At 59.2% G+C, this 22,525-nt stretch carries 23 protein-coding genes; 15 read left to right on the forward strand and 8 right to left on the reverse strand.

Annotated elements, in window-relative coordinates:
- Positions 1–13: 13 nt before the first annotated feature.
- A complete protein-coding gene (gene betC / locus AC3ITA_RS00120) occupies positions 14–1,528 on the reverse strand; it encodes a choline-sulfatase (RefSeq protein ID WP_414929631.1) in 1,515 nt (504 codons plus the stop codon).
- Between the two features lie 114 nt (positions 1,529–1,642).
- On the opposite strand from betC, the gene AC3ITA_RS00125 reads away from it, so the two are divergent.
- On the forward strand, positions 1,643–2,593 hold the full coding sequence (locus AC3ITA_RS00125; RefSeq protein WP_095943012.1) for a choline sulfate utilization transcriptional regulator: 951 nt from the start codon (positions 1,643–1,645) through the stop codon (positions 2,591–2,593).
- Here the strand turns inward: AC3ITA_RS00125 and AC3ITA_RS00130 are convergent.
- Complete coding sequence (locus tag AC3ITA_RS00130; protein WP_095943011.1) at positions 2,590–3,252, reverse strand: NAD(P)-dependent oxidoreductase; 663 nt, start codon at positions 3,250–3,252, stop codon at positions 2,590–2,592. The two genes, AC3ITA_RS00125 and AC3ITA_RS00130, sit on opposite strands and share 4 nt — an antisense overlap.
- 86 nt (positions 3,253–3,338) lie before the next feature.
- On the opposite strand from AC3ITA_RS00130, the gene AC3ITA_RS00135 reads away from it, so the two are divergent.
- Positions 3,339–3,665, forward strand: a complete 327-nt coding sequence (locus AC3ITA_RS00135; RefSeq protein WP_095943010.1) for a DOPA 4,5-dioxygenase family protein — start codon at positions 3,339–3,341, stop codon at positions 3,663–3,665.
- Here AC3ITA_RS00135 and AC3ITA_RS00140 read toward each other — a convergent pair whose 3' ends face one another.
- A complete protein-coding gene (locus tag AC3ITA_RS00140; protein WP_489279047.1) occupies positions 3,666–4,067 on the reverse strand; it encodes a GFA family protein in 402 nt (133 codons plus the stop codon).
- 320 nt (positions 4,068–4,387) lie between these two features.
- On the opposite strand from AC3ITA_RS00140, the gene AC3ITA_RS00145 reads away from it, so the two are divergent.
- From AC3ITA_RS00145 to AC3ITA_RS00185, 9 genes are all read left to right on the forward strand, one after another.
- The gene (locus tag AC3ITA_RS00145; protein ID WP_095943008.1) at positions 4,388–5,695 is read left to right on the forward strand and encodes a CitMHS family transporter; all 1,308 of its coding nucleotides are present in this window, start codon (positions 4,388–4,390) and stop codon (positions 5,693–5,695) included.
- An 85-nt stretch (positions 5,696–5,780) separates the two neighbouring features.
- On the forward strand, positions 5,781–6,548 hold the full coding sequence (locus AC3ITA_RS00150) for a TerC family protein (RefSeq protein WP_095943007.1): 768 nt from the start codon (positions 5,781–5,783) through the stop codon (positions 6,546–6,548).
- A 299-nt stretch (positions 6,549–6,847) separates the two neighbouring features.
- Positions 6,848–8,506 (forward strand): Na/Pi cotransporter family protein, encoded by a 1,659-nt coding sequence (locus AC3ITA_RS00155; RefSeq protein ID WP_489279049.1) that lies wholly within the window; start codon positions 6,848–6,850, stop codon positions 8,504–8,506.
- Between the two features lie 55 nt (positions 8,507–8,561).
- On the forward strand, positions 8,562–9,938 hold the full coding sequence (locus AC3ITA_RS00160; RefSeq protein WP_489279051.1) for a M16 family metallopeptidase: 1,377 nt from the start codon (positions 8,562–8,564) through the stop codon (positions 9,936–9,938).
- Positions 9,939–10,166: 228 nt separating this feature from the next.
- Positions 10,167–11,195 (forward strand): DUF5924 family protein, encoded by a 1,029-nt coding sequence (locus AC3ITA_RS00165; protein WP_489279052.1) that lies wholly within the window; start codon positions 10,167–10,169, stop codon positions 11,193–11,195.
- 53 nt (positions 11,196–11,248) lie between these two features.
- A complete protein-coding gene (locus tag AC3ITA_RS00170; protein ID WP_489279054.1) occupies positions 11,249–12,397 on the forward strand; it encodes an MlaE family ABC transporter permease in 1,149 nt (382 codons plus the stop codon).
- Complete coding sequence (locus AC3ITA_RS00175; protein ID WP_095943002.1) at positions 12,394–13,197, forward strand: ABC transporter ATP-binding protein; 804 nt, start codon at positions 12,394–12,396, stop codon at positions 13,195–13,197. The genes AC3ITA_RS00170 and AC3ITA_RS00175 overlap by 4 nt, the downstream gene beginning before the upstream one ends.
- 1 nt (position 13,198) lies before the next feature.
- Entirely contained in the window at positions 13,199–14,137 is a 939-nt protein-coding gene (locus tag AC3ITA_RS00180; protein ID WP_489279056.1) for an MlaD family protein, read from the forward strand.
- Entirely contained in the window at positions 14,134–14,757 is a 624-nt protein-coding gene (locus AC3ITA_RS00185; RefSeq protein WP_489279057.1) for an ABC-type transport auxiliary lipoprotein family protein, read from the forward strand. The genes AC3ITA_RS00180 and AC3ITA_RS00185 overlap by 4 nt, the downstream gene beginning before the upstream one ends.
- Before the next feature lie 121 nt (positions 14,758–14,878).
- On the opposite strand, the gene AC3ITA_RS00190 is transcribed toward AC3ITA_RS00185, so the two are convergent.
- Both AC3ITA_RS00190 and AC3ITA_RS00195 read right to left on the reverse strand, forming a co-directional pair.
- Positions 14,879–15,529, reverse strand: coding sequence for an HAD family hydrolase (locus AC3ITA_RS00190; RefSeq protein WP_489279059.1), 651 nt, complete (start codon positions 15,527–15,529; stop codon positions 14,879–14,881).
- Between the two features lie 26 nt (positions 15,530–15,555).
- Positions 15,556–16,101, reverse strand: a complete 546-nt coding sequence (locus AC3ITA_RS00195; protein WP_150671880.1) for a gamma carbonic anhydrase family protein — start codon at positions 16,099–16,101, stop codon at positions 15,556–15,558.
- Positions 16,102–16,189: 88 nt separating this feature from the next.
- Here AC3ITA_RS00195 and prlC point away from each other — a divergent pair, with 88 nt between their 5' ends.
- Entirely contained in the window at positions 16,190–18,241 is a 2,052-nt protein-coding gene (gene prlC / locus AC3ITA_RS00200) for an oligopeptidase A (RefSeq protein WP_489279062.1), read from the forward strand.
- Positions 18,238–18,525, forward strand: a complete 288-nt coding sequence (locus AC3ITA_RS00205; RefSeq protein WP_008018424.1) for a YheV family putative zinc ribbon protein — start codon at positions 18,238–18,240, stop codon at positions 18,523–18,525. Before prlC ends, AC3ITA_RS00205 begins: the two co-directional genes overlap by 4 nt.
- Before the next feature lie 41 nt (positions 18,526–18,566).
- On the opposite strand, the gene AC3ITA_RS00210 is transcribed toward AC3ITA_RS00205, so the two are convergent.
- From AC3ITA_RS00210 to AC3ITA_RS00220, 3 genes are all read right to left on the reverse strand, one after another.
- Positions 18,567–19,211, reverse strand: a complete 645-nt coding sequence (locus AC3ITA_RS00210) for a dual specificity protein phosphatase family protein (protein ID WP_414929626.1) — start codon at positions 19,209–19,211, stop codon at positions 18,567–18,569.
- Between the two features lie 109 nt (positions 19,212–19,320).
- Positions 19,321–19,869: a hypothetical protein gene (locus tag AC3ITA_RS00215; protein WP_414929625.1), complete on the reverse strand. Its 549-nt coding sequence runs from the start codon at positions 19,867–19,869 to the stop codon at positions 19,321–19,323.
- Between the two features lie 87 nt (positions 19,870–19,956).
- Positions 19,957–20,259, reverse strand: a complete 303-nt coding sequence (locus tag AC3ITA_RS00220) for a hypothetical protein (RefSeq protein WP_095942994.1) — start codon at positions 20,257–20,259, stop codon at positions 19,957–19,959.
- A 222-nt stretch (positions 20,260–20,481) separates the two neighbouring features.
- Between AC3ITA_RS00220 and AC3ITA_RS00225 the strand changes: the two genes are divergently transcribed.
- Positions 20,482–21,540, forward strand: a complete 1,059-nt coding sequence (locus AC3ITA_RS00225) for a PA0069 family radical SAM protein (protein ID WP_095942993.1) — start codon at positions 20,482–20,484, stop codon at positions 21,538–21,540.
- A 243-nt stretch (positions 21,541–21,783) separates the two neighbouring features.
- On the forward strand, positions 21,784–22,515 hold the full coding sequence (locus tag AC3ITA_RS00230; protein ID WP_008045785.1) for a carbonic anhydrase: 732 nt from the start codon (positions 21,784–21,786) through the stop codon (positions 22,513–22,515).
- Positions 22,516–22,525: the final 10 nt, after the last annotated feature.

The following is a 22,525-nucleotide window of genomic DNA, read 5'->3' on the forward strand; positions in this document are numbered from 1 at the left end:
CTTCCCCTTAACATTATTGGTTTTGGCAGGGTTGTGGATAACGTGCTTTACGCTCCAGATCGTCGAGGTCGATGTGGTTGCGCATGTATTGCTGACTGGCGTCCACCAGCGGCTGGTGATCCCAGCTCTTCAGCTTGCCGAGGGTCAGCGCCTCGGTCACGAAGCGTCGGCGCCGCTGGCTGGCGAGCACCTGCTGGTGAATCGCCGGAATGTTCCATTTGGCCCGCGCTTCGACAAGAAAATCGTCGAACAGCTGGCGATGCTGCGGCGAATGGCTGAGTTCTTCCAGTTCGCGAGGGTCATTCTGTACATCGAAGAGTAGGCAAGGGTCGTCTTCGCTGTAGATGAATTTGTAGGCGCCCCGGCGAATCATCATCAACGGGCTGATGGTGCCTTCGGCCATGTATTCGCCGAACACTTCATCGTGGCCGCCTTGCCCTTGCAGGTGCGGGACCAGCGAGCGGCCGTCCAGCGGCAAGCCCGGTTCCAGCGAGCCGCCGGCCAGTTCAACGAAGGTCGGCAACAGGTCTGCTGTGGAAACACTGGCGCTGACCCGACCGGCGCCGAATTGCCCCGGTGCGCTGATCAGCAACGGCACCCGTGCGGCCATTTCATACCAGTGCATTTTGTACCAGAGGCCGCGCTCGCCGAGCATGTCGCCGTGGTCACCGGAAAACACAATGATGGTGTCATCGATCAGCCCGGTATCCTCGAGGGTTTGCAGGAGTTTGCCGACGTTGCTGTCGATATAGCTGCACGCGCCGAAATAGGCACGGCGGGCATCGCGGATCTTGTCCACAGGCAGCGGCTTGTCCCACAGGTCGTAGACCTTGAGCAGGCGTTGCGAGTGCGGATCGAGATCGTGCGGGTCGGGGGTTGCAGGCAGCGGGATATCGTCATCGTCGTACAAATCCCAGAAGGCCTTGGGAATCGTGTACGGATCGTGTGGGTGAGTCATGGAAACGGTCAGGCAGAACGGCTGGTCGCCATCCTCGCGGATATGGTCGAACAGGTACTGCTGGGCCTTGAACACCACCTCTTCGTCGAAATCCAGCTGATTGGTACGCACGCACGGGCCGGCCTGCAGCACCGACGACATGTTGTGATACCAGGTCGGGCGCACGTCCGGTTCATCCCAGTTCACCGCCCAGCCGTAGTCAGCCGGGTAAATGTCACTGGTCAGGCGTTCTTCGTAGCCATGCAACTGGTCTGGCCCGCAGAAATGCATTTTTCCCGAAAGGGCAGTGCGATAGCCGAGGCGGCGCAGGTAGTGGGCGTAGGTCGGTACGTCGGCGGGGAAATCGGCGGCGTTGTCATAGGCGCCGATCTTGCTCGGCAACTGGCCGCTGACCAGGGTGAAACGCGATGGCGCGCACAATGGGCTGTTGCAATAAGCGGAGTCGAACACCACGCCTTGTGCGGCGAGGCGGCTGAGATGAGGCAGTTTGATGGGCGATGGGCCGTAGAACGGCAACATTGGCGCGGCCATTTGATCGGCCATGATGAAAAGAATGTTCTTGCGCTTCATGTGATCGCGGCATTCCATAGTGGATGTTTATGCGAGAGTGCTGGCTTCGAGAATGAAACCCCAGCACCTTGCGGTAAAGCCCATGCACGGCAATGACTAGGATAAGCACAGCTTATGTATGACGCCCTTGGTGACCTGTCACTGGATTTGCTTCGCACCTTCGAAGCGGCGGCCCGTCAGCACAGTTTTACTGCGGCGGCGGTTGAGCTGGGCACCACGCAACCGGCCATCAGCCAGCAGATCAAGCGCCTGGAAGTACAACTGGCGACCCGCCTGTTCGACCGCATTTATCGTGGCATCGAACTGACTGAGGCTGGGCAGATTCTTTTCGAGCAGGTTCAGCTCGGTTTGCAGAACATCGATGCAGGATTGAACACAATCAGCGCACAGCAACAGCACGAAGTGCTGCAGGTGGCCACGGATTTTGCCTTCGCCGCGTATTGGTTGATGCCGCGCCTGCACCGCTTTCACGCGGCCAATCCGCAGGTGGATGTCAGCCTGGTCACCAGTGAACGCAGCCATAACATGCTACGTACCGATATCGATGTGGCGGTGCTGTTCGGCGATGGCCGCTTCAAGCAGGGTGAAAGTCATTGGCTGTTCAGCGAAGAAGTGTTTCCGGTGTGTAGCCCGCAGTTGTTGAGCGAACGTTCCATGCCCTTGCCGGCCCAGGCATTGCTGGAGTTTCCGTTGTTGCACCTGCGTGGGGAACACAGCAGTAACTGGTTCGACTGGAGTGGTGTGTTCCGCGAACTGGGCATCACCTCACCCCCGGCGCCCGGGCAGTTGCGCTTCGACAATTACACTTTATTGATTCAGGCGGCGATTGGCGGCCAGGGGGTGGCCATCGGCTGGCGCCACCTTGTGGATAACTTGCTGGCGCAAGGGTTGTTGTGTCGACCGATCGGCGAAACGGTGATGTCGAGACTGGGTTACTACGTGGTTCTGCCCCAGCGCAAACGACGCGGAGCGTTGATCCAGCAGTTTGTGGATTGGTTGATGGCCGAGCAGGCCGGCAGTGCGCAATCGCTCAACGGCCTGACGCTGCCGTCCATTGCGGTTTAGCTGTCAGTGGCGATGAAGTTGACGTGCTCGCCGATGTGCAGGTTCAAGTGCAATTCATCGGCAATGCCCACGGCGGTGCGGGCCAGCCTTGCGAGTGGTTCGGTCAGTCCCGGCTCGAGGTTGCCACCGATTTGGGCAAAATGTTCGATGGTCAGCCCCGGTACCCCACGCGGTTCGTTCACCAACGTCCACTTCAAAGAACTGTTTTGCAGTGCCTCGCGGATTTCCTCGGCGGCGTGACGTTGCAAGCTGTCTTCGGATTCCGGATCGTCCAGCACGTCGAAATCACCCACCAGAAACAATCGGGCGATGTTCGCTGCCTGCATGCCATCGATTAGCGCATCCACCGCCAGCACCTGCTCGACCGGGCCCGGTACGACGGTTTTTTCCACGTGTTCGCTGTTGAACGGTAAGCCTGGAGCGTCCAGTAAGCAGATGACCACGGAGCTGCCGGCCACACTCTGCCTGACCCGTTGCGCGTCGAACAGGTCGCCAGTCTTGGTGCGCATCCCTGGACGGGGTGCCAGAGCATTGAGATCATCGAGAATCGCGATCACTTCATGCTGGCGCCGCAGCATTTCAGCCATCAGCGCACTGCCCAGGCTACTCATGGCACCATAAAGCACCACTTTCACGACGGGGGTTTCAGCATTTTTCATGGCTGGGCTTCCTGTTTTCCAGCGCCTATATGATGTTTGACCCGCAGGAACCAGCGAGGGTTCGAACAGCTTGCAGAGGGATTCAGATGCAGCAGATCACGGGTTACCACGCCCACGTCTATTTCGATGCCAGCACGATCGGGCAAGCGCGGGCCTTGTGTGAGCAGGCAGCGCAATTGTTTCCACTGAACATGGGCCGTGTGCACGAGCGCCCGGTCGGTCCGCACCCGGACTGGAGCTGCCAGCTGGCGTTCGAGCCGCAGGTGCTGGGCGACGTGCTGCCGTGGCTGGCGCTCAACCGCAAGGGCCTGGTGGTGTTTCTGCACCCGGACACCGGTGACGATTTGCTTGATCACACCGAGCACGCGATCTGGATGGGCGCCATTCGTCCGCTGGACCTGACTGTTTTTTGATCAGAGTGTTTCCTGAGCCTCCCCGGGCAAGTGTTCGTCCAGATGCAGCCATGGCAAACGGCTGTCGGTCCAGATGTGCCGCTCGGCCCGTGCTTGCTCGGGATGGTCGAGGGTGGCGATGGTCAGGTCGATACTTTCCGGGCTCAGAAGCGTCACCAGCGCCAGTTGCGCCCCACAATGGCCGCAGAAATATCGTGCGCAGGTGGTTGAAGAATCGTACCGCGACGGCGTCCCGGCCAGCCATTGAAAGGCCGATACCGGCACGGTGATCCAGGTGGTCACGATGCCGCCGCTGACCCGTCGGCAAATCGAGCAATGGCAGTGGGCAATATCGTGCAGCGGCCCGCTGAATTGATAGCGCAGTTGCCCGCAATGGCAGCCGCCGGTGTGAAGCTCACCCATGTTCAACCTCCCGCCCTGTGTTCAGGGACTTGAAACCCGATCCGACGATCGGTTGCACATCCGGTCCTTGCTTTCATCGCCGAAAGCTGGCTGAAAGCTTCCCCGATTAGGATCGCCCCCACTACCGGCAACAGACCGGTTGGCCAATGCCAGCGTTTTATCGCTCGCACAGCCCATTTAACAACAACAATGGTGATTCTGATGTCCTCTTCTACCCGCCAATTCGCTGTAACTCCGCCCGTACGTCTCGTGCTTTCCGTTCTGCGCTGATCCCGCCCGATCCGCTCATTCCCTAGTCGCGCTACGCCTGGAGTATTCCCATGCTGACTTTCCTTGGCTTCGCCATGGTCATCACGTTCATGTTCCTGATCATGACCAAGCGCCTTTCCGCGCTGATCGCTCTGATCATCATTCCTATCATTTTTGCCCTGTTCGGCGGTTTTTCGCCGAAGATCGGCCCGATGATGCTTGAGGGCATCACCAAGCTTGCGCCGACTGGCGTGATGCTGATGTTCGCTATCCTGTACTTTGCCCTGATGATCGACTCCGGCCTGTTCGACCCGGCCGTGCGCAAGATCCTCAAACTGGTCAAGGGCGACCCGCTGAAGGTTTCGGTCGGCACCGCCGTTCTGGCGCTCGTGGTCTCCCTCGATGGTGACGGCGCGACCACTTACATGATCTGCGTGGCCGCCATGCTGCCGCTCTACAGCCGTATCGGCATGAGCCCGCGGATCATGGCCGGCCTGATCATCCTCGCCGGTGGCGTGATGAACATGACCCCATGGGGCGGCCCGACCGCTCGCGCGGCCAGTGCGCTGCACGTGGACCCGTCCGACATCTTCGTACCGATGATTCCTGCGATGCTGGCCGGTGTGGTGGCGATCCTGGTCATTGCCTACTTCTACGGCAAGCGTGAACGTGCACGCCTGGGTGAACTGCACCTGGTGGGCGATGAAATCGACCACAGTGAAATCAGCGTTTCGCAGTTCCCGGATGCCCGTCGTCCGAACCTGATCTGGTTCAACGGCGCCCTGACGCTGGCCCTGATGGGCACTTTGATCACCGGCCTGCTGCCGTTGCCGGTGCTGTTCATGGTGGCGTTCAGTATTGCCATGATCGTCAACTATCCTTGCCTGCAACAGCAGAAGGATCGCGTCGCGGCCCACGCCGGTAGCGTGCTGGCTGTGGTCGGGTTGATCTTTGCGGCCGGTATCTTCACCGGTATCCTGACCGGCACCGGGATGGTCGACGCCATGTCGAAAAGCCTGTTGGCAGTGATTCCGGACTTCCTCGGCCCGTACCTGGCGGTGATTACGGCGCTGGTAAGCATGCCGTTCACTTTCTTCATGTCGAACGATGCATTTTATTACGGCGTGTTACCGGTTCTTGCCGAAGCCGCCAGCCATTACGGTATAACCGCGGTGGAAATGGCACGTGCCTCGATCGTCGGTCAGCCCGTCCACCTGTTGAGCCCGCTGGTTCCATCGACCTACCTGTTGGTGGCCCTGGCCGGCATCGATTTCGGTGACCACCAGCGCTTCACCCTGAAGTGGGCAGTGCTGGTTTGTATCTGCATACTGATTGCTGCACTGCTGTTGGGGACTTTCCCGGTGTTCAGTACTCTATAAGCCCAAGACTCACCACTTCGGGTCCAGGCTTCGCTGTTTGAAGTCCGGGCCCGTTGTGGTTTAACAATCGCTCAAAGGAATACACATGGAATGGCTGACCAACCCTGAAATCTGGGTTGCCTTCTTCACCCTGACCGCCCTGGAAATCGTCCTGGGTATCGATAACATCATCATGATTTCGATCCTGGTCAGCCGCATGCCCAAACACATGCAGGCGCGCACCCGGATTTTCGGTCTGGCGCTGGCCATGATCACGCGAATCCTGCTTCTGCTGTCGATCACCTGGGTCATGCGCCTGACGGCGGACCTGTTCGTAGTATTCGGTCAGGGCATTTCCGGACGCGACCTGATCCTGTTCTTCGGTGGTCTGTTCCTGCTGTGGAAAAGCTCGCAAGAGATGTACCACGCACTGGAAGGTGAAGACGAAAGCAACGACGAACCTTCGGGCAAGGGCGGCAACTTCCTCTACACCATCGTCCAGATCGCGATCATCGACATCGTGTTCTCCCTGGACTCGGTGATCACCGCTGTCGGCATGGTTTCCCACGTACCGGTCATGGTCGCGGCAATCATCGTGGCGGTACTGGTGATGATGTGGGCATCCGGCACCATCAGTGAGTTCATCGACAAGCACCCATCGCTGAAGATGCTGGCGCTGTCGTTCCTGCTGATCGTCGGTACGGTGCTGATTGCCGAATCCCTGGACGTGCACGTGCCAAAAGGCTACGTCTACTTCGCCATGGCGTTCTCGCTGGCGGTGGAAGCGATCAACATCAGGATGCGCACTGCCATCGCGAAAAAGAAGAAACAGCAGGATCCGGTAAAGCTGCGCAAGGACATTCCAGGCCAGTAACCCTGTAGGAGCGAGCTTGCTCGCGATGGACTCGAGCGCTCCGCGCTAATCTCGTAAACACGCGTTTTCGTTTACGACCATCGCGAGCAAGCTCGCTCCTACATAAAATCGGGGCTTCGGGCCCCTTTTTTCATACCTACGTGAACCAGGTTTCATGACAGTTCTGTTTCAATCCCTTCTTTGGCTATGCGATGCTGGCGCGTAGACCGTTAGCCAACTACAGCTTAAGTACAGAACGTAGAACGTCGCGCGGTACCGTCAACTTGCTCCATTGGGGCGCTACACCACAGGGGGTCATTATGCTCACCCTGCTCAATTTGCTTTCTGCCGTGGCCCTGCTGATCTGGGGCACGCACATCGTCAGAACCGGCATCCTGCGGGTCTACGGCACCAACTTGCGCCATGTCATCAGCCACAACATGACCAACCGCTGGCTGGCTTTCCTCTCCGGGATCGCCGTGACGGCGATGGTCCAGAGCAGCAACGCCACCGCCATGCTGGTCACTTCCTTTGTCGGCCAGGGCCTGATGGCGCTAACGCCGGCGTTGGTCACCATGCTCGGTGCCGATGTCGGTACGGCCCTGATGGCACGAGTACTGACGTTCGATCTGTCGTGGTTGTCGCCCCTGCTGATTTTTGCCGGGGTGATTTTCTTTCTGTCGCGCAAGCAGACCCGACTCGGACAGATGGGCCGTGTCGCCATTGGTTTGGGGTTGATCATTCTGGCGCTGCAACTGATTGTCGAAGCTGCGCACCCGATTACCCATGCCAAAGGGGTGAAGGTGATTTTCGCCTCGCTCACCGGCGACCTCCTGCTCGACGCCCTGGTCGGCGCGCTGTTCGCGATGGTGTCCTATTCCAGCCTGGCCGCTGTGTTGCTCACCGCGACCCTGGCGGGCGCCAATGTGATCAGCCTGCCGGTGGCCATCGGGCTGGTGATCGGCGCCAATATCGGCAGCGGCATTCTCGCCTTCCTTAGCACCAGCATGCAGAACGCCGCCGGGCGCCAAGTGGCGCTGGGCAGTCTGCTGTACAAACTGATTGGTCTTTTATTGATCATTCCTGTGCTCGATCCGCTGGTGCGCTGGCTCGATGGCCTGGATTTCAGCCCCCAGGAAATGGTCATTGGCTTTCACCTGCTCTACAACACCGCGCGTTGCCTGATCCTGCTGCCCAGCGTCGGGCCGATGGCCAGGTTTTGTGCCTGGGTGCTGCCGGAGCGTCCGCTGGCCAACGGTACGGCCAAACCCCGGCACCTTGACCCCACGGCATTGGTCACCCCCGGTTTGGCGCTGGCCAACGCGGCCCGGGAAACCCTGCGCATGGGCGACCTGATCGACAACATGCTCGAAGCGATGGTCGACGTGTTGCGCGGCAAGCAGACTGCCGTCACTCAGGAAATCCGTCGCCTGACCGACGATGTCGAAGCGCTCTACAGCGCGATCAAGTTGTATCTGGCGCAAATGCCCCGGGAAGATCTCAGCGATCAGGACAGCCGGCGCTGGGCGGAAATCATCGAGCTGGCGATCAACCTGAAACTGGCCAGCGACTTGATCGAACGCATGCTGCGCAAGGTCCAGCAGCAGAAAACTTCGCAGCGCCGGTCTTTTTCCGAAGTCGGGCTGGACGAGTTGACCGGGCTGCAAACTCAGTTGATTTCCAACCTGCGGCTCGGGATGTCGGTGTTTCTCAGTGGCGACCCGGAGAGTGCCCGCCAGCTGGTGCGTGAAAAACGTCGTTTCCGCGCACAGGAACGGCGCCTGGCTCACGCTCATGTCAGCCGCCTGCAACGTAAAATCGTGCAAAGTATCGAAACCAGTTCGTTACACCTGGAGCTGATCGCCGACATGAAGCGTCTCAATTCGCTGTTTTGCAGCAGTGCGTACGTGGTGCTGGAAACATCGGACACCGGTGCGCTGGTGGTCGACGATTTGAGCGACATCACACATTCACCCTGAACGTCCACGGTTACCTGAAGTCTGTTGAACTTAGCTAGCCGTACGGAAGCTTGTTATGCGTTGTTTGTTGTTCGCCTGCCTTTTGCTTGGTTCATTCCCGTCATTCGCCCTGGATCGTTTCCAGGTCGAGGGCTATACCCTGCGCAACGGTTTGCAGTTGCTGCTCAAACCCGGCACTGACCGCGGGCATGTGGCGATCCGGCTGGTGGTCGGCGTTGGCCTGGACGATTTCAAGTGCCAGGAAAAGGAGCTGCCGCATCTGCTGGAACACCTGTTGTTCAGCGGTATCGACGCCAGCGGCGAAGGCGGACTGGAAGAAAGCATGCAGGCTCTTGGCGGCGAGTGGAACGCGTTCACCAGCAATGCCGATACGACCTTCGTCATCGAAGCCCCGGCGAAAAACCAGCGCAAGGTGCTTGACCTGCTGCTGGCGTTGCTGACCCAGACCCGCTTCGACGACAGCGCTATCAACGCGGCCAAGCAAGTGGTCGAACGTGAAGACGGCGGCCACTACTCGCACCTGCAACGCTGGCTCGATCGTCAGGACCTGGGCCACACGGCCAGCAAACAACTGGCCGTGGAATTGGGCCTCAAATGCCCGGAGCGTGCGCAAGTCGATGACCTGACCCGTGAACAACTGGAGCAGGTGCGCAAGGACTGGTATGCGCCGAACAACATGACCCTGATCGTGGTCGGCGACCTCGACAAGTTGCTTCCGGCCTATCTGGAGCGGGCGTATGGTGCGCTGGAAGCGATTACGCCTGGCGAGCACCCGCCGCTGCCGCAAATCCAGGCCAGCGCCGCCCATGAGCGCACCTTGACCCACGGGCTGGTCGGCAACGGCGCCAAGTTGCACTGGCTGGTGCCGGAGCCGGTACTGGAGGATGGGCACGACCAAACCTTCGATTTGCTCAAGGACTACCTGGATTGGGCGCTCTATCGCCAGCTGCGCCTGGCTCACGGTTTGTCCTACGGCCCGTGGGTGGAACGCGAAGTGTTCGGCGGCGTGGGTTTCATGAGCCTCAATGCCGACCTTGAACGCGACGACGTGGCCGATGCCGAACAAGTACTCGAGGACCTGAAGGCCGGATTGCTCAAGGACGGCCTCAATGCCGACACCTTCAACCGCCTCAAGCAGGCAGCGATTGCCCGCCAGGCCTGGGCCGTACAAGGCAACAGCGCGTTGGCCGACTACTACTGGAGCGCCATCGGCAACTACGAGGACGGCCGCTTTACCAACCCGGCCCGTGAGCTGCAGGGGGTGACCCTGGAAGAAGCGAACAAGGCCGTGCGTGAATTGCTCCTGCAACCAGGGTATTTGCGGATCGAGAGGGCGTTGTTCAGTTATGACCAGTTGATGTGGTTGGTGGTCGGTGGGGCGGGCTTGATCGTGTTGATGCTGGTGGGCTGGCGTTTGCATCGCAGGAAGTAACCATTCCATGTGACAACGGCCTGAGAGGCCTTGCCGGTTACCTGTGGGAGCGAGCTTGCTCGCGATAGCGGATTGTCAGCCGACGAAAAATGTTGGATGTGCCGACCTCATTGCGAGCGAGCTCGCTCCCACAGGTGCGTGGCGTAACTGACCGTGAACCCTCGCCACAGCGCCGCACCAGCGGTACCCTGTCGAGGTTTTTTCCTACGACGACTGTGAAACCGCCGAATGCAAAACCTGACCCTTTTCGTACAGCGCATCCTCGAATTGATGAAGCGCTACCCTGGGGTCATTGCGCTCTGTGGTTTCATCTCCGGGGTGGGCAGTTTCATTCTGGTCGATCGCCAGCAAGGCCTGGCGAGCTGGATCACCACCATCATGCTGATCAGCTGGATCTGGCTGATGCTGGAAAACAGCCTGACCAAGCTGTTCACGCGCATATTCAAGCGCGAAATACCAGAACCCTTGCTGCGTTACGCAACGCAGATGATCCATCAGGAAAGCCTGTTCTTTGTCCTGCCGTTCTTCTTCATCACCACGACGTGGAACAGCGGCCAGTTGTTTTTCACCGGGCTGCTGGGCGTTGCGGCGCTGATTTCGATCATCGACCCGCTCTACTACAAGTGGCTGGCTCCACGGCGTTGGGCGTTTCTGGCCCTGCACACCCTGACCCTGTTCGCCGCGCTGCTCACCGCGTTGCCAGTGATCATGCACCTGACCACCGCGCAAAGCTTCAAATGGGCACTGGGTATCTCGGTGCTGTTGTCGTTCCCGAGCCTGGCGTCGATCTTCCCGATTCGTACCCTGCGCAATGCGCTGGCGATATTGAGTATCACCCTGGGCATCGGCGCCGTTGGTTGGACGCTGCGTTCGTGGGTGCCACCGGCGACGCTGTGGATGACCGACGTGGCCATCAGCACGCAAATGCAGGACCGCACGCCTGGCGCCAGCCTCGACGAAGTCAGTGCCGAGCAGATTCGCAATGGCGGGCTCTACGCCTACACCGCGATCAACGCTCCACGTGGCCTGGGCGAACGGATTTATCATGTCTGGCAGTTCAACGGTAAAGAGGTCGACCGCATCCCCCTGGATATTCGTGGCGGACGCAAGGAAGGTTACCGGGCCTGGACCCACAAGCAGAACTTCCCGGGCAACCCGGCCGGCAAATGGCAGGTTCGGGTGTTGACCGAAGATGGCCAGGTCATCGGCGTGCTGCGTTTCAAAGTCACGGACAGCACAGCGATCAAAGAAAAGTAGTCCGGTTCGTGCTATTACGTAGGCTGCGTAATCACTGAACAAGCACGGAGCTTATGATCAGCAGCACGATGGCCGGCAACGCCCGATTGGACACGTCGATTACCCCTGCGCTGTTGCGGGTGACGGGCGACTGGACGCTTGCCCATTACGCGGACCTCAAGCTGTTGAGCGAAAAACTCCACGGCCAGTACGACGCCAACACCCCCCTCGACCTCAATGGCCTCGGCGCCCTCGACACCGCCGGCGCTTCGCTGTTGGTCGAACTGCTCGGCTCCGAGCGCCTCGGTCGTTCCGCCGAACATCCTGATTGCACACTCTGCGCTGCCGATCGGGCGTTGCTGCAAACCGTCTACTGCTCGTTGACCGACTTCTGCGTACCGATCAAGGAACCGCAAGTCAGCGTTTCCATTCAGTTGCTGACCCGTATAGGCCGCGCGGTGGACACCGTCTGGCAGGACACCCTGCAACTGCTGGGTTTCGTCGGCCTGATCATCGAAACCATCGTCCGCGGCCTGTTCCGTCCCAAGTGCTGGCGCGTCACGCCGATGATCGCCCATATCGAACAGACCGGTCTCGACGCCGCCCCCATCGTTGCGTTACTGACTTTTCTGGTGGGCGCCGTGGTGGCGTTTCTCGGGTCGACGGTGTTGGCCACGTTTGGCGCCACCGTCTTCACCGTGGACCTGGTGGGGTTTGCCTTCCTGCGCGAGTTCGGTGTGTTGCTGACCGCGATCCTGATGGCCGGACGCACCGCCAGTGCGTTCACGGCGCAAATCGGTTCGATGAAGGCCAACGAGGAGATCGACGCCATCCGCACCCTGGGCCTCGACCCTGTGGAGTTGCTGGTGGTGCCGCGGGTCCTGGCGTTGCTGATCTCCCTGCCGATGCTGACCTTCCTGGCGATGCTGTCGGGGATTATCGGTGGTGCCGTGGTCTGCGCGGTGGCGCTGGATATCTCGCCGGCGATGTTCCTGTCGCTGTTGCAATCGGACATCGGCGTTCAGCACTTTCTGGTGGGTATCGTCAAAGCGCCGGTGTTCGCCTTCCTCATCGCCGCCATCGGTTGCCTGGAAGGCTTCAAGGTCAGTGGCAGCGCTGAGTCTGTGGGCGCGCACACCACGTCGAGTGTGGTGCAGTCAATTTTCGTGGTGATCGTGATGGATGCGATCGCCGCGATGTTTTTCATGGAGATGGGGTGGTGAGTCGTATCCCTCGAGCGCCCTGCGAGGCGGTGATTGAAGTCCGTGGGCTGTGCAACCGTTTTGGAAGCCAGAGCGTGCACGAAAACCTTGATCTGGACTTGTACAAGGGCGAGATCCTCGCCGTGGTCGGCGGCTCCGGCAGCGGCAAATCGGTGCTGCTGCGCAGCATTGTCGGGTTGCGCCAGCCCAGCGAAGGCGTAGTGAAAGTCTTCGGGAAAAACCTGCCGACCTTGTCCGAACATGAGCGTTCGCTGGTGGAGCGGCGATTCGGCGTGCTGTTCCAGAAAGGCGCGTTGTTCTCTTCACTGACCGTGACCGAGAACGTTGCCCTGCCGCTGATCGAACACGCCGGCTTGAGCCGCAACGACGCCGAGCACCTGGCAGCGGTGAAAATGGCCCTGGCCGGGTTGCCGCTGTCGGCGGCGCAGAAGTACCCCGCGTCGCTGTCCGGCGGCATGATCAAGCGCGCCGCGCTGGCCAGGGCGTTGGCGCTGGACCCGGACATCCTGTTTCTCGACGAGCCCACCGCGGGTCTCGACCCGATTGGTGCCGCCGCGTTCGACCAATTGATCCTGACCCTGCGCGATGCCCTGGGCCTGAGTGTCTTTCTGGTGACCCACGACCTCGACACGCTCTACACCATCACCGACCGGGTGGCGGTGCTGGCGCAGAAAAAGGTGCTGGTGGCGGACGCCATCGACAAGGTATCGGAAACCAACGATGCGTGGATTCACGAATACTTCCATGGCCCTCGCGGCCGCGCGGCATTGACAGCCGCCCAACAGCTCAAAGAGGTCTGACATGGAAACCCGAGCCCATCATGTATTGATCGGCCTGTTCACCGTGATTGTGGTGACGGCCGCGCTGCTGTTCGGCCTGTGGCTGGCCAAGTCCAGTGTCGACACCGAGTTCAAGGACTACGAGGTCGTGTTCAACGAGGCGGTCAGCGGATTGTCCAAGGGCAGTTCGGTGCAGTACAGCGGGATCAAGGTCGGCGACGTGATCTCGCTGCGCCTGGACCCGAAAGACCCGCGCCGGGTGCTGGCGCGAATTCGCCTGGCCGGCGATACGCCGGTCAAGGAAGACACCAATGCCAAGTTGGCCCTGACCGGGGTCACCGGGACTTCGATCATCCAGCTCAGTGGCGGCACACCACAGAGCCCGACGCTCAAGGGCAAGGACGGCAACCTGCCGACCATAGTCGCCTCGCCCTCGCCCATTGCCCGACTGCTCAATGACAGCGAAGACCTGATGGCCGGGGTGACCACGCTGATGCATAACGCCAACCTGATGTTCTCCACGGAAAACATCGAGCGCATCAGCAACACCCTGGAGCACCTGGAACAAACCACCGGGACCATTGCCGAGCAGCGCGGCGATATCCGCCAGGCCATGCAGCAACTGGCCTCGGTGGGCAAGCAGGCCAACACCATGCTGGAGCAGACCACGGCGCTGATGCGCAATGCCAACGGGCTGCTCAACGAGCATGGCAAGGAAGCGCTGGGCAGCGCCGAGCAAGCGATGAAGTCGCTGCAGGAGAGCAGTGCCACCCTCAACAAACTGATCACCGCCAATCAGGACTCGCTCAACAGCGGCATGCAAGGCCTCAATGGCCTGGGCCCGGCCGTGCACGAGATGCGCGAAACCTTGAGTTCGTTGCGTACCATTACCACACGCCTGGAAGCCAACCCCAGCGGTTACCTGCTGGGCAGTGACAAGACGAAGGAGTTCACGCCATGAAGCTGATTCGGATTGCCCTCCTCGCTGGCTTCACGCTGATCAGTTCGTGCTCGATCCTGCCCAAGCCCGAGCCCTTCGAGGTCTATCGATTGCCGTCGGCCCAGAGCGCATCGGCCAACTATGGCACGCCACAGCGCTGGTCGCTGCGCCTGAGCACATTCCAGTCCAGCGAAGCGTTGAACAGTCCGAACATCGCAGTGATTCCCCAGGGCGATGTGATCAGCCACTACAAGGGTTCACGCTGGAGCGACCCGGCGCCGGTGCTAATGCGCAATCGCCTGCTGGAAGGTTTCCAGCATGACGGACGGGTGCCGTTGCTGAGCACCGATGACAGCATTTTCCAGACCGATCTTGAATTGGGTGGCAGCCTGCTGGCGTTCCAGACTGAATATCAGGGTAAGAACGCCAGCGCGGTCGTGCGTCTGGATGCATTGCTGGTGCGCAGTTATGACCAGCGCATCCTTGCCAGCCGCCGTTTTGAAGTGCGCCAGCCTTTGAGCGATGTGCAGGTTCCGGCGGTGGTGGTCGGGTTCGGTCAGGCGAACGATCAGTTGACCGCGCAGGTGGTGAACTGGGCGGTTGAGCAAGGGCAGAAATTGGCGCCGCCACCCAGACCTTGAATACTTACGCAGTCCACCTGTGGGAGCGAGCCTGCTCGCGATAGCGGTCTGTCAGACACATTGATTTTGAATGTGCAGCCGCCTTCGCGAGCAGGCTCGCTCCCACAGGGGTAAAGCTGTATCAGCTCTGCAAAAACGCCTGATGCAGCTCAGCCAGCGTTTCAAAATGATACGCAGGCGCTTCGGCACTCAACTCTTCATGGCTGCCGAACCCGTAACCCACTGCCGCCGCGTCCAGGCCATTGCTACGCGCGCCGATCAGGTCGTGCTTGCGGTCACCGATCATCAAGGTGTTGGTCGGCTCCAGGTTTTCTTCCGCAATCAGGTGAGCGATCAGCTCGACCTTGTTGGTTCGGGTTCCATCCAGTTCGCTGCCGTAAATCACTTTGAAGTGTTTGGCAAAGTCGAAATGCCGGGCGATTTCCCGGGCGAACACCCAGGGTTTCGAGGTAGCGATATACAACTGCCGCCCTTGTCCGCCCAAGGTTTCCAGCAGCGGCGTGACGCCCTCGAACACGCGGTTTTCGTAGAGGCCGGTGACTTTGAAGCGCTCGCGGTAGAAGTTCACCGCCTCCCAGGCCCTGGCTTCATCGAAGCCGTAGAACTGCATGAACGCCTGCAGCAGCGGTGGGCCGATGAAGTGTTCGAGCTTGGTCAGGTCCGGTTCATCGATACCCAGTTTGCCCAAGGCGAACTGGATCGAACGGGTGATGCCCTCGCGCGGGTCGGTCAGGGTGCCATCGAGGTCGAACAAAACGGTTTGGTAATGCATGTCGAATCCTGAATAAGGGGGCCGGGTCAAAGCTGGTCGTAGCCTTCGGCCAGATGCAGGTCCTTGAGCTTCACGTAGTTCGCCGCGCTGTAGGTGAAAAAGGCGCGCTCTTTGTCCGTCAGCGGGCGGATCTGCTTTACCGGGCTGCCTACATACAGGAAGCCGCTTTGCAGATGCTTGCCCGGCGGCACCAGGCTGCCGGCACCGATGATCACATCATCGTCGACCTCCGCGCCATCCATGACGATGCTGCCCATGCCGATCAACACCCGGCTGCCCACCGAGCAACCATGCAGCATGACCTTGTGGGCGATGGTCACGTCATCGCCGATCAGTAACGGATAGCCGTCCGGGTTGAACGGCCCGGCGTGGGTGATGTGCAACACGCAGCCATCCTGCACGCTGGTGCGCGCTCCAATGCGGATGCGGTGCATGTCGCCGCGGATCACTGTCAGCGGCCAGACCGAGCTGTCTTCGCCAATTTCAACGTCGCCGATCACCACCGCCGAGCCGTCGACAAAAGCGCCTTTGCCCAGCAGCGGAGTGTGGTTCTGATACTTGCGAAGGTTCACGATAGGGTTTCTCTCTGTTGCTGATAGCTGCGGTGAACGTCGATTGTAATTAAGATGGCAGTATGTTTCTCCAGCCAAGGTATCAACCGTGAGCGTGAACAACCCTCTTTTGCAGTCCTATGACCTGCCGCCGTTCTCCGCCATCCGCGCCGAACACGTACAACCGGCTATTGAACAGATCCTGGCTGACAACCGTGCCGCTATCGCCGAGATCCTCAAGACCCAGGTCAAACAGCCAACGTGGGCTGGCCTGGTGCTGGCGATGGACGAACTCAACGACCGTCTGGGCGCTGCCTGGAGCCCGGTCAGCCATCTCAATGCCGTGTGCAACAGCGCTGAACTGCGTGAAGCCTACGAGTCTTGCCTGCCAGCCTTGAGCGCCTACTCCACCGAATTGGGCCAGAACCGCGAACTGTTCCAGGCTTTCGAAGCCCTGGCCTGCAGCCCGGAAGCCGCTGGTTTCGACGTGGCGCAGAAAACTATCCTGGAACACTCCCTGCGTGACTTCCGTCTGTCGGGTATCGACCTGCCGGAAGCCGAACAGAAGCGTTACGCCGAAGTGCAGAGCAAGCTGTCCGAACTGGGCAGCCGTTTCTCCAACCAGCTGCTCGATGCCACTCAGGCGTGGACCAAGCACATCACCGATGAAGCCGCCCTCGCCGGCCTGACCGACTCGGCCAAGGCGCAAATGGCCGCCGCGGCCCAGGCCAAGGATCTGGACGGCTGGCTGATCACCCTGGAATTCCCGAGCTATTACGCGGTGATGACCTACGCCCAGGACCGTGCACTGCGTGAAGAAGTCTACGCCGCCTACTGCACCCGCGCGTCGGACCAGGGGCCGAATGCCGGCCAGAACGACAATGGCCCGGTCATGGAAGAAATCCTCGACCTGCGTCAGGAACTGGCCAAGTTGCTGGGTTTCAGCAGTTTTTCCGAGCTGAGTCTGGCGACCAAAATGGCCGAATCCAGCGATCAGGTGCTGAGCTTCCTGCGCGACCTGGCCAAGCGCAGCAAGCCGTTCGCCGTCCAGGATCTGGAACAGCTCAAGGCTTATGCCGCCGAACAGGGCTGCCCGGATCTGCAAAGCTGGGACAGCGGTTTCTACGGCGAAAAACTCCGTGAACAGCGCTACAGCGTGGCCCAGGAAGCCCTGCGCGCCTACTTCCCGATCGACAAGGTGCTCAGCGGCCTGTTCGCCATCGTCCAGCGTCTGTACGGCATCGAGATTGCCGAGCAGAAAGGTTTCGACACCTGGCACCCGGATGTCCGCCTGTTCGAGATCAAGGAAAACGGCCAGCACGTCGGCCGCTTCTTCTTTGACCTCTACGCCCGCGCCAACAAGCGTGGCGGTGCGTGGATGGACGGCGCACGCGACCGTCGTCGCACCGCTGGTGGTGTATTGCAAAGCCCGGTGGCCAACCTGGTGTGCAATTTCACCCCGGCCGACAGCGGCAAGCCTGCGCTGCTGACCCACGACGAAGTCACCACCCTGTTCCACGAGTTCGGTCACGGCCTGCATCACCTGCTGACCCGCGTCGAGCATGCTGGCGTGTCCGGCATCAACGGCGTGGCCTGGGATGCGGTCGAGCTGCCGAGCCAGTTCATGGAGAACTGGTGCTGGGAGCCTGAAGGCCTGGCGCTGATTTCCGGTCACTATGAATCCGGAGAACCGCTGCCGCAGGACCTGCTTGGGAAAATGCTTGCGGCGAAAAACTTCCAGTCCGGCCTGATGATGGTTCGCCAACTGGAGTTCTCGCTGTTCGACTTCGAACTGCACGCCACCCACGGCGACGGCCGCAGCGTGCTGCAAGTGCTCGAAGGCGTGCGCGACGAGGTTTCGGTGATGCGTCCACCCGCCTACAACCGGTTCCCCAACAGCTTTGCGCACATCTTCGCTGGCGGTTACGCCGCGGGTTACTACAGCTACAAATGGGCTGAAGTGTTGTCCGCCGATGCGTTCTCGAAGTTCGAAGAAGAAGGCGTGCTCAACGCCGACACCGGTCGTGCGTTCCGCGAAGCAATCCTGGCCCGTGGCGGCTCCCAGGAGCCGATGGTGCTGTTCGTCGACTTCCGTGGTCGTGAGCCATCAATTGACGCACTCTTGCGCCACAGCGGCCTGAGTGAGGACGCGGCAGCATGAGTGAGGGGCCTGTGATTACGAAAAAACGCTTTATCGCCGGGGCGGTCTGCCCTGCATGCAGCGAGCCGGACAAGTTGATGATGTGGAACGAAGATCAGGTCCCGCACCGAGAGTGCGTGGCCTGCGGTTACTCCGATACACTCAATGAGCAAGGGCTGTCGGTGCCCAAGGAGTTGGGTACGCGGGTTAACACCAGCGCACTCAAACCTGCCGACACCAAGGTTCAGGCGGTTCAGTTCTTCCCGAATCCGAAACTGAAGAAAAAGCCTGACGAACAACACTGAGTGAAAAAAGCCCCCGTTGCGCAATGCAACGGGGGCTTTCTTTATTCGATATGAGCGGACTTGAACCAGCTCTTCATTGAACACGCGGCGAACGGGCTGGTGCTGCAATCGCCATTGGCCAAGGCGGTGCGCAGTTTTTCCACGTCGGCCTGCATCATGTAGCGAATGCCGTCCTTGAAGTGGGTGCTGTCACCAAAGCCGCCCTGGGTCATTTCGTTCAGGGCCTCCTCCTTGGTCCAGCCCTGGATGACAACCCGGTACATGGCTGCCATCAGGCCGGTACGGTCGGAACCGTGTTTGCAGTGCATCAGCACCGGGCCTTTGGCTTCAGCAGACTGAATGGCGTGCAAGGCCTTGAGCACATCGGCGTCATCGACATGGTTGGTGCGATAAGGCAGTTGTACTTGCGTGATGCCTGGCGTGGACAACCAACTGGAGTCTGCTTCGGGCAGGAAGTTGATCACTGTGCCCACCTTGAGTTTCTCCAGCAGCGGCACCGCGCCCTTGTCCGGCAAGGCACTGCGATAGAGCGTCGGCGACATCTGGAAGAGGTTGTATTGCTTCTGGACCGGTTGAGCCCAGTCTGCCGGACGCTGCATCACACCGTCGTCAGCAAGTGCCGGTGTCAGGTTAACGAGTGCAACCAGCGACAGGCATATTGCAGATAAAAAACGTGGAAAAGGCATGCTTGAGCGACCGTTCAGAAAGGGACGGGAAGAGGGTGGCAAGGATCAGCCATGCACGGTCAAAGGCCTGTGAGCTGACTGTCAAAGAATCGTGAAGTCCACGCTCAGGTTATAGTTTCAGTTTGATGAATGATTTGAGCATCTCGTTCAGTTCGACCCCATAGTCAAACACTTGTCCAGTGAGAGGGTTGCGCTCCCAACCTTCAAAAGACAAGCCGGCATCCGCTGACTTGGTCTCGAACACTACGCGGCTATACAGTTGATGATCATCTTCATCAATGTCAAAAATCTCAACATCTACTCGAAGCTCGGGTGGTTTAGCGGGAAGACAATAAAGGTACGCTATGCCCTCTGGAGCAATTATTTGTTGATGATAAAAATCGAGTGCAAGTTGTGTAAGTGCGGCAATGTCCTTTTTGTCGATGCTATTGCCTGGAATAACATTGACATCGGACCATGGATCAAAATCGAGCTTTGAAGTCTTGCTATCGTTTTTTATATGGAGTGTCACGGAGGGAGCGCTTGCGAGAACATCAGCGAACTGCTCCATTGTTTTATTTGGATGCTCGTCTGCCCTTATTGGCTTGATAACTATCTGCACATTTTCTGGCGTTTTTATTTTTTGTAGATAAGCACCGGTTTTTATGGGCTTGGACATTTTTGATTCTCGTGGCTGTCTGGAATGCACGCGGGAGCCCGCATGCATTCGGCAATCATGCTTTTCCAGTGATTGGAAAGTCAGGGCTCAGGGATTGACGATACTGGCATAAGCCTTTGCCAGCGCCTGTAACTTGGCTTTGTCCTCGGCACCGATCTTTCCGTCGAGATCGACATCCTTGCCAACGGCCCTGATGCTGAACGAGTTACCACGGTCCGTGGAAACAGCAGTGTAAAACTCCGAATCGACCAGGCTTTCAATTTGAACATTATTTGCCGCATCCCAACTTAACTCTTTTCGCGCCAGTTGCAGCGAAACCAGTGTGTTGGGCTCCGAAGGACTCGGTTGCATGAGTTGCAGAAAGATGCCGCGCTGATTAAAGAAAGACATTAATAAATCCTTTTATTTGATGACTGTTGAGGGTGTTGCTTGTCTGGCTGAATATACGGGGGGGGATTGGATCTAACCACTGACTATATGTTTCCTCAGTTTTCCCATCTTTGATGAACAAGTAACTCATGACGCCTTGTCACCAGATGAACGGCTGAGCGGTACTGGTCGATTCGCGGCTGGTCGTATACTGTATGAATATACAGATCAAGGAGTCCGCCGATGGTTAGCTCTCTGCCTCCCCGCGGCCGCGGCACCGCAACCAACCCGCACAACCGCTTTGCCCCCCGCCATTCGGTGGTTGAGGACGACGGTTGGTATCAGGAAGTACCGCTTACCCAGGGCACCGAGGTGAGCATTGAAACGGCGAAAACCATCATTACCCGCAACACGTCGCCGGACTTGCCCTTCGACCGATCGATCAATCCCTATCGCGGCTGCGAGCATGGCTGCATCTACTGCTACGCGAGACCAAGCCATGCCTATTGGGACATGTCGCCTGGGCTGGATTTCGAAACCAGACTCATCGCCAAGACCAACGCCGCGCAGGTGCTGGAGGAACAACTCTCAAAACGTGGGTATCAATGTGCGCCGATCAACCTCGGCTCCAACACCGATCCCTATCAGCCGATCGAGCGCGAATACAAGGTCACCCGGCAAACCCTTGAAGTACTCCTGCGTTACCGACACCCCGTGACCATCGTCACCAAGGGCTCGCTGATCCTTCGCGACCTGGACCTGTTGACCGAGCTTGCCAGCCAAAGATTGGTGGCGGTAATGATCAGCCTGACCACACTGGACGACGAGCTCAAGCGTATCCTTGAACCCCGGGCCGCAGCGCCCAAGGCCCGGTTGCGGGCGATCAGGGTCATGCGCGAGGCGGGCATTCCGGTGGGCGTGCTTTGTTCACCGATGATTCCGATGATCAACGACAGCGAGCTCGAAAGCCTGCTCACCGAAGCCTGGGCGGCAGGGGCGCAAAGTGCTGCTTACATGATGTTGCGCCTGCCGTTGGAGGTGGCGCCGCTGTTCGAAGAATGGCTGGGCGCCCACTATCCACAACGGGCGGCGCATGTGCTCAGCCTGATTCGCCAGAGTCGTGGCGGTGAACTCTACGACAGCCGCTTTGGTGCTCGTATGCGCGGTGAAGGCCCCTTCGCCGACCTGCTGGCACAGCGCTTTGCCAAAACCATCAAGCGCCTGGGGCTCAATCACCGGGAAGGCTTTGACCTGGACTGCAATGCCTTTTGTCCGCCGGGTCGCCAAATGTCGTTGATTTGAGGACAATTGGCCTATGGTTGGTACTGAAGATCACGCTCGAGCCTTAGGCGGGTCACGTTTTTTGTGACCTGGAACACGCATTCTAGAGCGGTTTATTCAGTTTCAATTAAGATTCGGTCGCTACCTTGTTCATCGAGTGACTGATGGGTCGAGATGTTTGGCCTGGATGTTTTTTCACCAGCCACTGGCTTCACACCGGACCACACGGGATGACTCCCTGAGCCCGCCAATGAGGATGAATTGATGAGTGACAAGGATAAACAGCCGTTGGCTGCGTCGGCTTCAGCCCAACCCGAGGCCGAAACCGCCGATGCAGCGTTGCAGCACATCGTTGACGGCTTTTTGCATTTTCATCATGAGATCTTTCCTCAGCAGGAAGAGCTCTTCAAGAAACTCGCCACGGCCCAGCGGCCACGAGCGATGTTCATCGCCTGCGCCGATTCGCGCATCGTTCCCGAGTTGATTACCCAGAGCTCCCCCGGCGACCTGTTCGTGACCCGTAACGTTGGCAACGTCGTGCCGCCTTACGGGCAAATGAACGGGGGTGTTTCCACGGCCATCGAGTACGCCGTACTGGCTCTGGGGGTACACCACATCATCATTTGCGGGCATTCCGACTGCGGCGCCATGCGCGCTGTGCTTAACCCGGACAGTCTGGAAAAAATGCCCACGGTCAAGGCCTGGTTGCGTCATGCTGAAGTGGCCAAAACCATGGTGCAGGAGAACTGCAACTGCTCTAGCGAAAGCGAAAGCATGCACATCCTCACCGAAGAGAATGTGATCGCTCAATTGCAACATCTGCGCACCCATCCGTCGGTGGCCTCGCGCATGGCTAACGGTCAGTTATTTATTCACGGCTGGGTCTACAACATCGAAACCAGCGAAATCAAAGCGTATGACGCCGATCAAGGTTGTTTCCTGCCGCTCAATGGCAGCCTGCCGATTCCCGTGGCGACGCCCAAAGCGCGCTTCTAAACCCTCCTAA

This window comes from Pseudomonas sp. GL_090, from assembly GCF_057837765.1.

Coding starts and splice junctions, on each gene's coding strand:
- betC (WP_414929631.1), bottom strand. CDS start 1,528: ATGAAGCGCAAGAACATTCTTTTCATCATGGCCGATCAAATGGCCGCG.
- AC3ITA_RS00125 (WP_095943012.1), top strand. CDS start 1,643: ATGTATGACGCCCTTGGTGACCTGTCACTGGATTTGCTTCGCACCTTC.
- AC3ITA_RS00130 (WP_095943011.1), bottom strand. CDS start 3,252: ATGAAAAATGCTGAAACCCCCGTCGTGAAAGTGGTGCTTTATGGTGCC.
- AC3ITA_RS00135 (WP_095943010.1), top strand. CDS start 3,339: ATGCAGCAGATCACGGGTTACCACGCCCACGTCTATTTCGATGCCAGC.
- AC3ITA_RS00140 (WP_489279047.1), bottom strand. CDS start 4,067: ATGGGTGAGCTTCACACCGGCGGCTGCCATTGCGGGCAACTGCGCTAT.
- AC3ITA_RS00145 (WP_095943008.1), top strand. CDS start 4,388: ATGCTGACTTTCCTTGGCTTCGCCATGGTCATCACGTTCATGTTCCTG.
- AC3ITA_RS00150 (WP_095943007.1), top strand. CDS start 5,781: ATGGAATGGCTGACCAACCCTGAAATCTGGGTTGCCTTCTTCACCCTG.
- AC3ITA_RS00155 (WP_489279049.1), top strand. CDS start 6,848: ATGCTCACCCTGCTCAATTTGCTTTCTGCCGTGGCCCTGCTGATCTGG.
- AC3ITA_RS00160 (WP_489279051.1), top strand. CDS start 8,562: ATGCGTTGTTTGTTGTTCGCCTGCCTTTTGCTTGGTTCATTCCCGTCA.
- AC3ITA_RS00165 (WP_489279052.1), top strand. CDS start 10,167: ATGCAAAACCTGACCCTTTTCGTACAGCGCATCCTCGAATTGATGAAG.
- AC3ITA_RS00170 (WP_489279054.1), top strand. CDS start 11,249: ATGATCAGCAGCACGATGGCCGGCAACGCCCGATTGGACACGTCGATT.
- AC3ITA_RS00180 (WP_489279056.1), top strand. CDS start 13,199: ATGGAAACCCGAGCCCATCATGTATTGATCGGCCTGTTCACCGTGATT.
- AC3ITA_RS00185 (WP_489279057.1), top strand. CDS start 14,134: ATGAAGCTGATTCGGATTGCCCTCCTCGCTGGCTTCACGCTGATCAGT.
- AC3ITA_RS00190 (WP_489279059.1), bottom strand. CDS start 15,529: ATGCATTACCAAACCGTTTTGTTCGACCTCGATGGCACCCTGACCGAC.
- AC3ITA_RS00205 (WP_008018424.1), top strand. CDS start 18,238: ATGAGTGAGGGGCCTGTGATTACGAAAAAACGCTTTATCGCCGGGGCG.
- AC3ITA_RS00210 (WP_414929626.1), bottom strand. CDS start 19,211: ATGCCTTTTCCACGTTTTTTATCTGCAATATGCCTGTCGCTGGTTGCA.
- AC3ITA_RS00215 (WP_414929625.1), bottom strand. CDS start 19,869: ATGTCCAAGCCCATAAAAACCGGTGCTTATCTACAAAAAATAAAAACG.
- AC3ITA_RS00220 (WP_095942994.1), bottom strand. CDS start 20,259: ATGTCTTTCTTTAATCAGCGCGGCATCTTTCTGCAACTCATGCAACCG.
- AC3ITA_RS00225 (WP_095942993.1), top strand. CDS start 20,482: ATGGTTAGCTCTCTGCCTCCCCGCGGCCGCGGCACCGCAACCAACCCG.
- AC3ITA_RS00230 (WP_008045785.1), top strand. CDS start 21,784: ATGAGTGACAAGGATAAACAGCCGTTGGCTGCGTCGGCTTCAGCCCAA.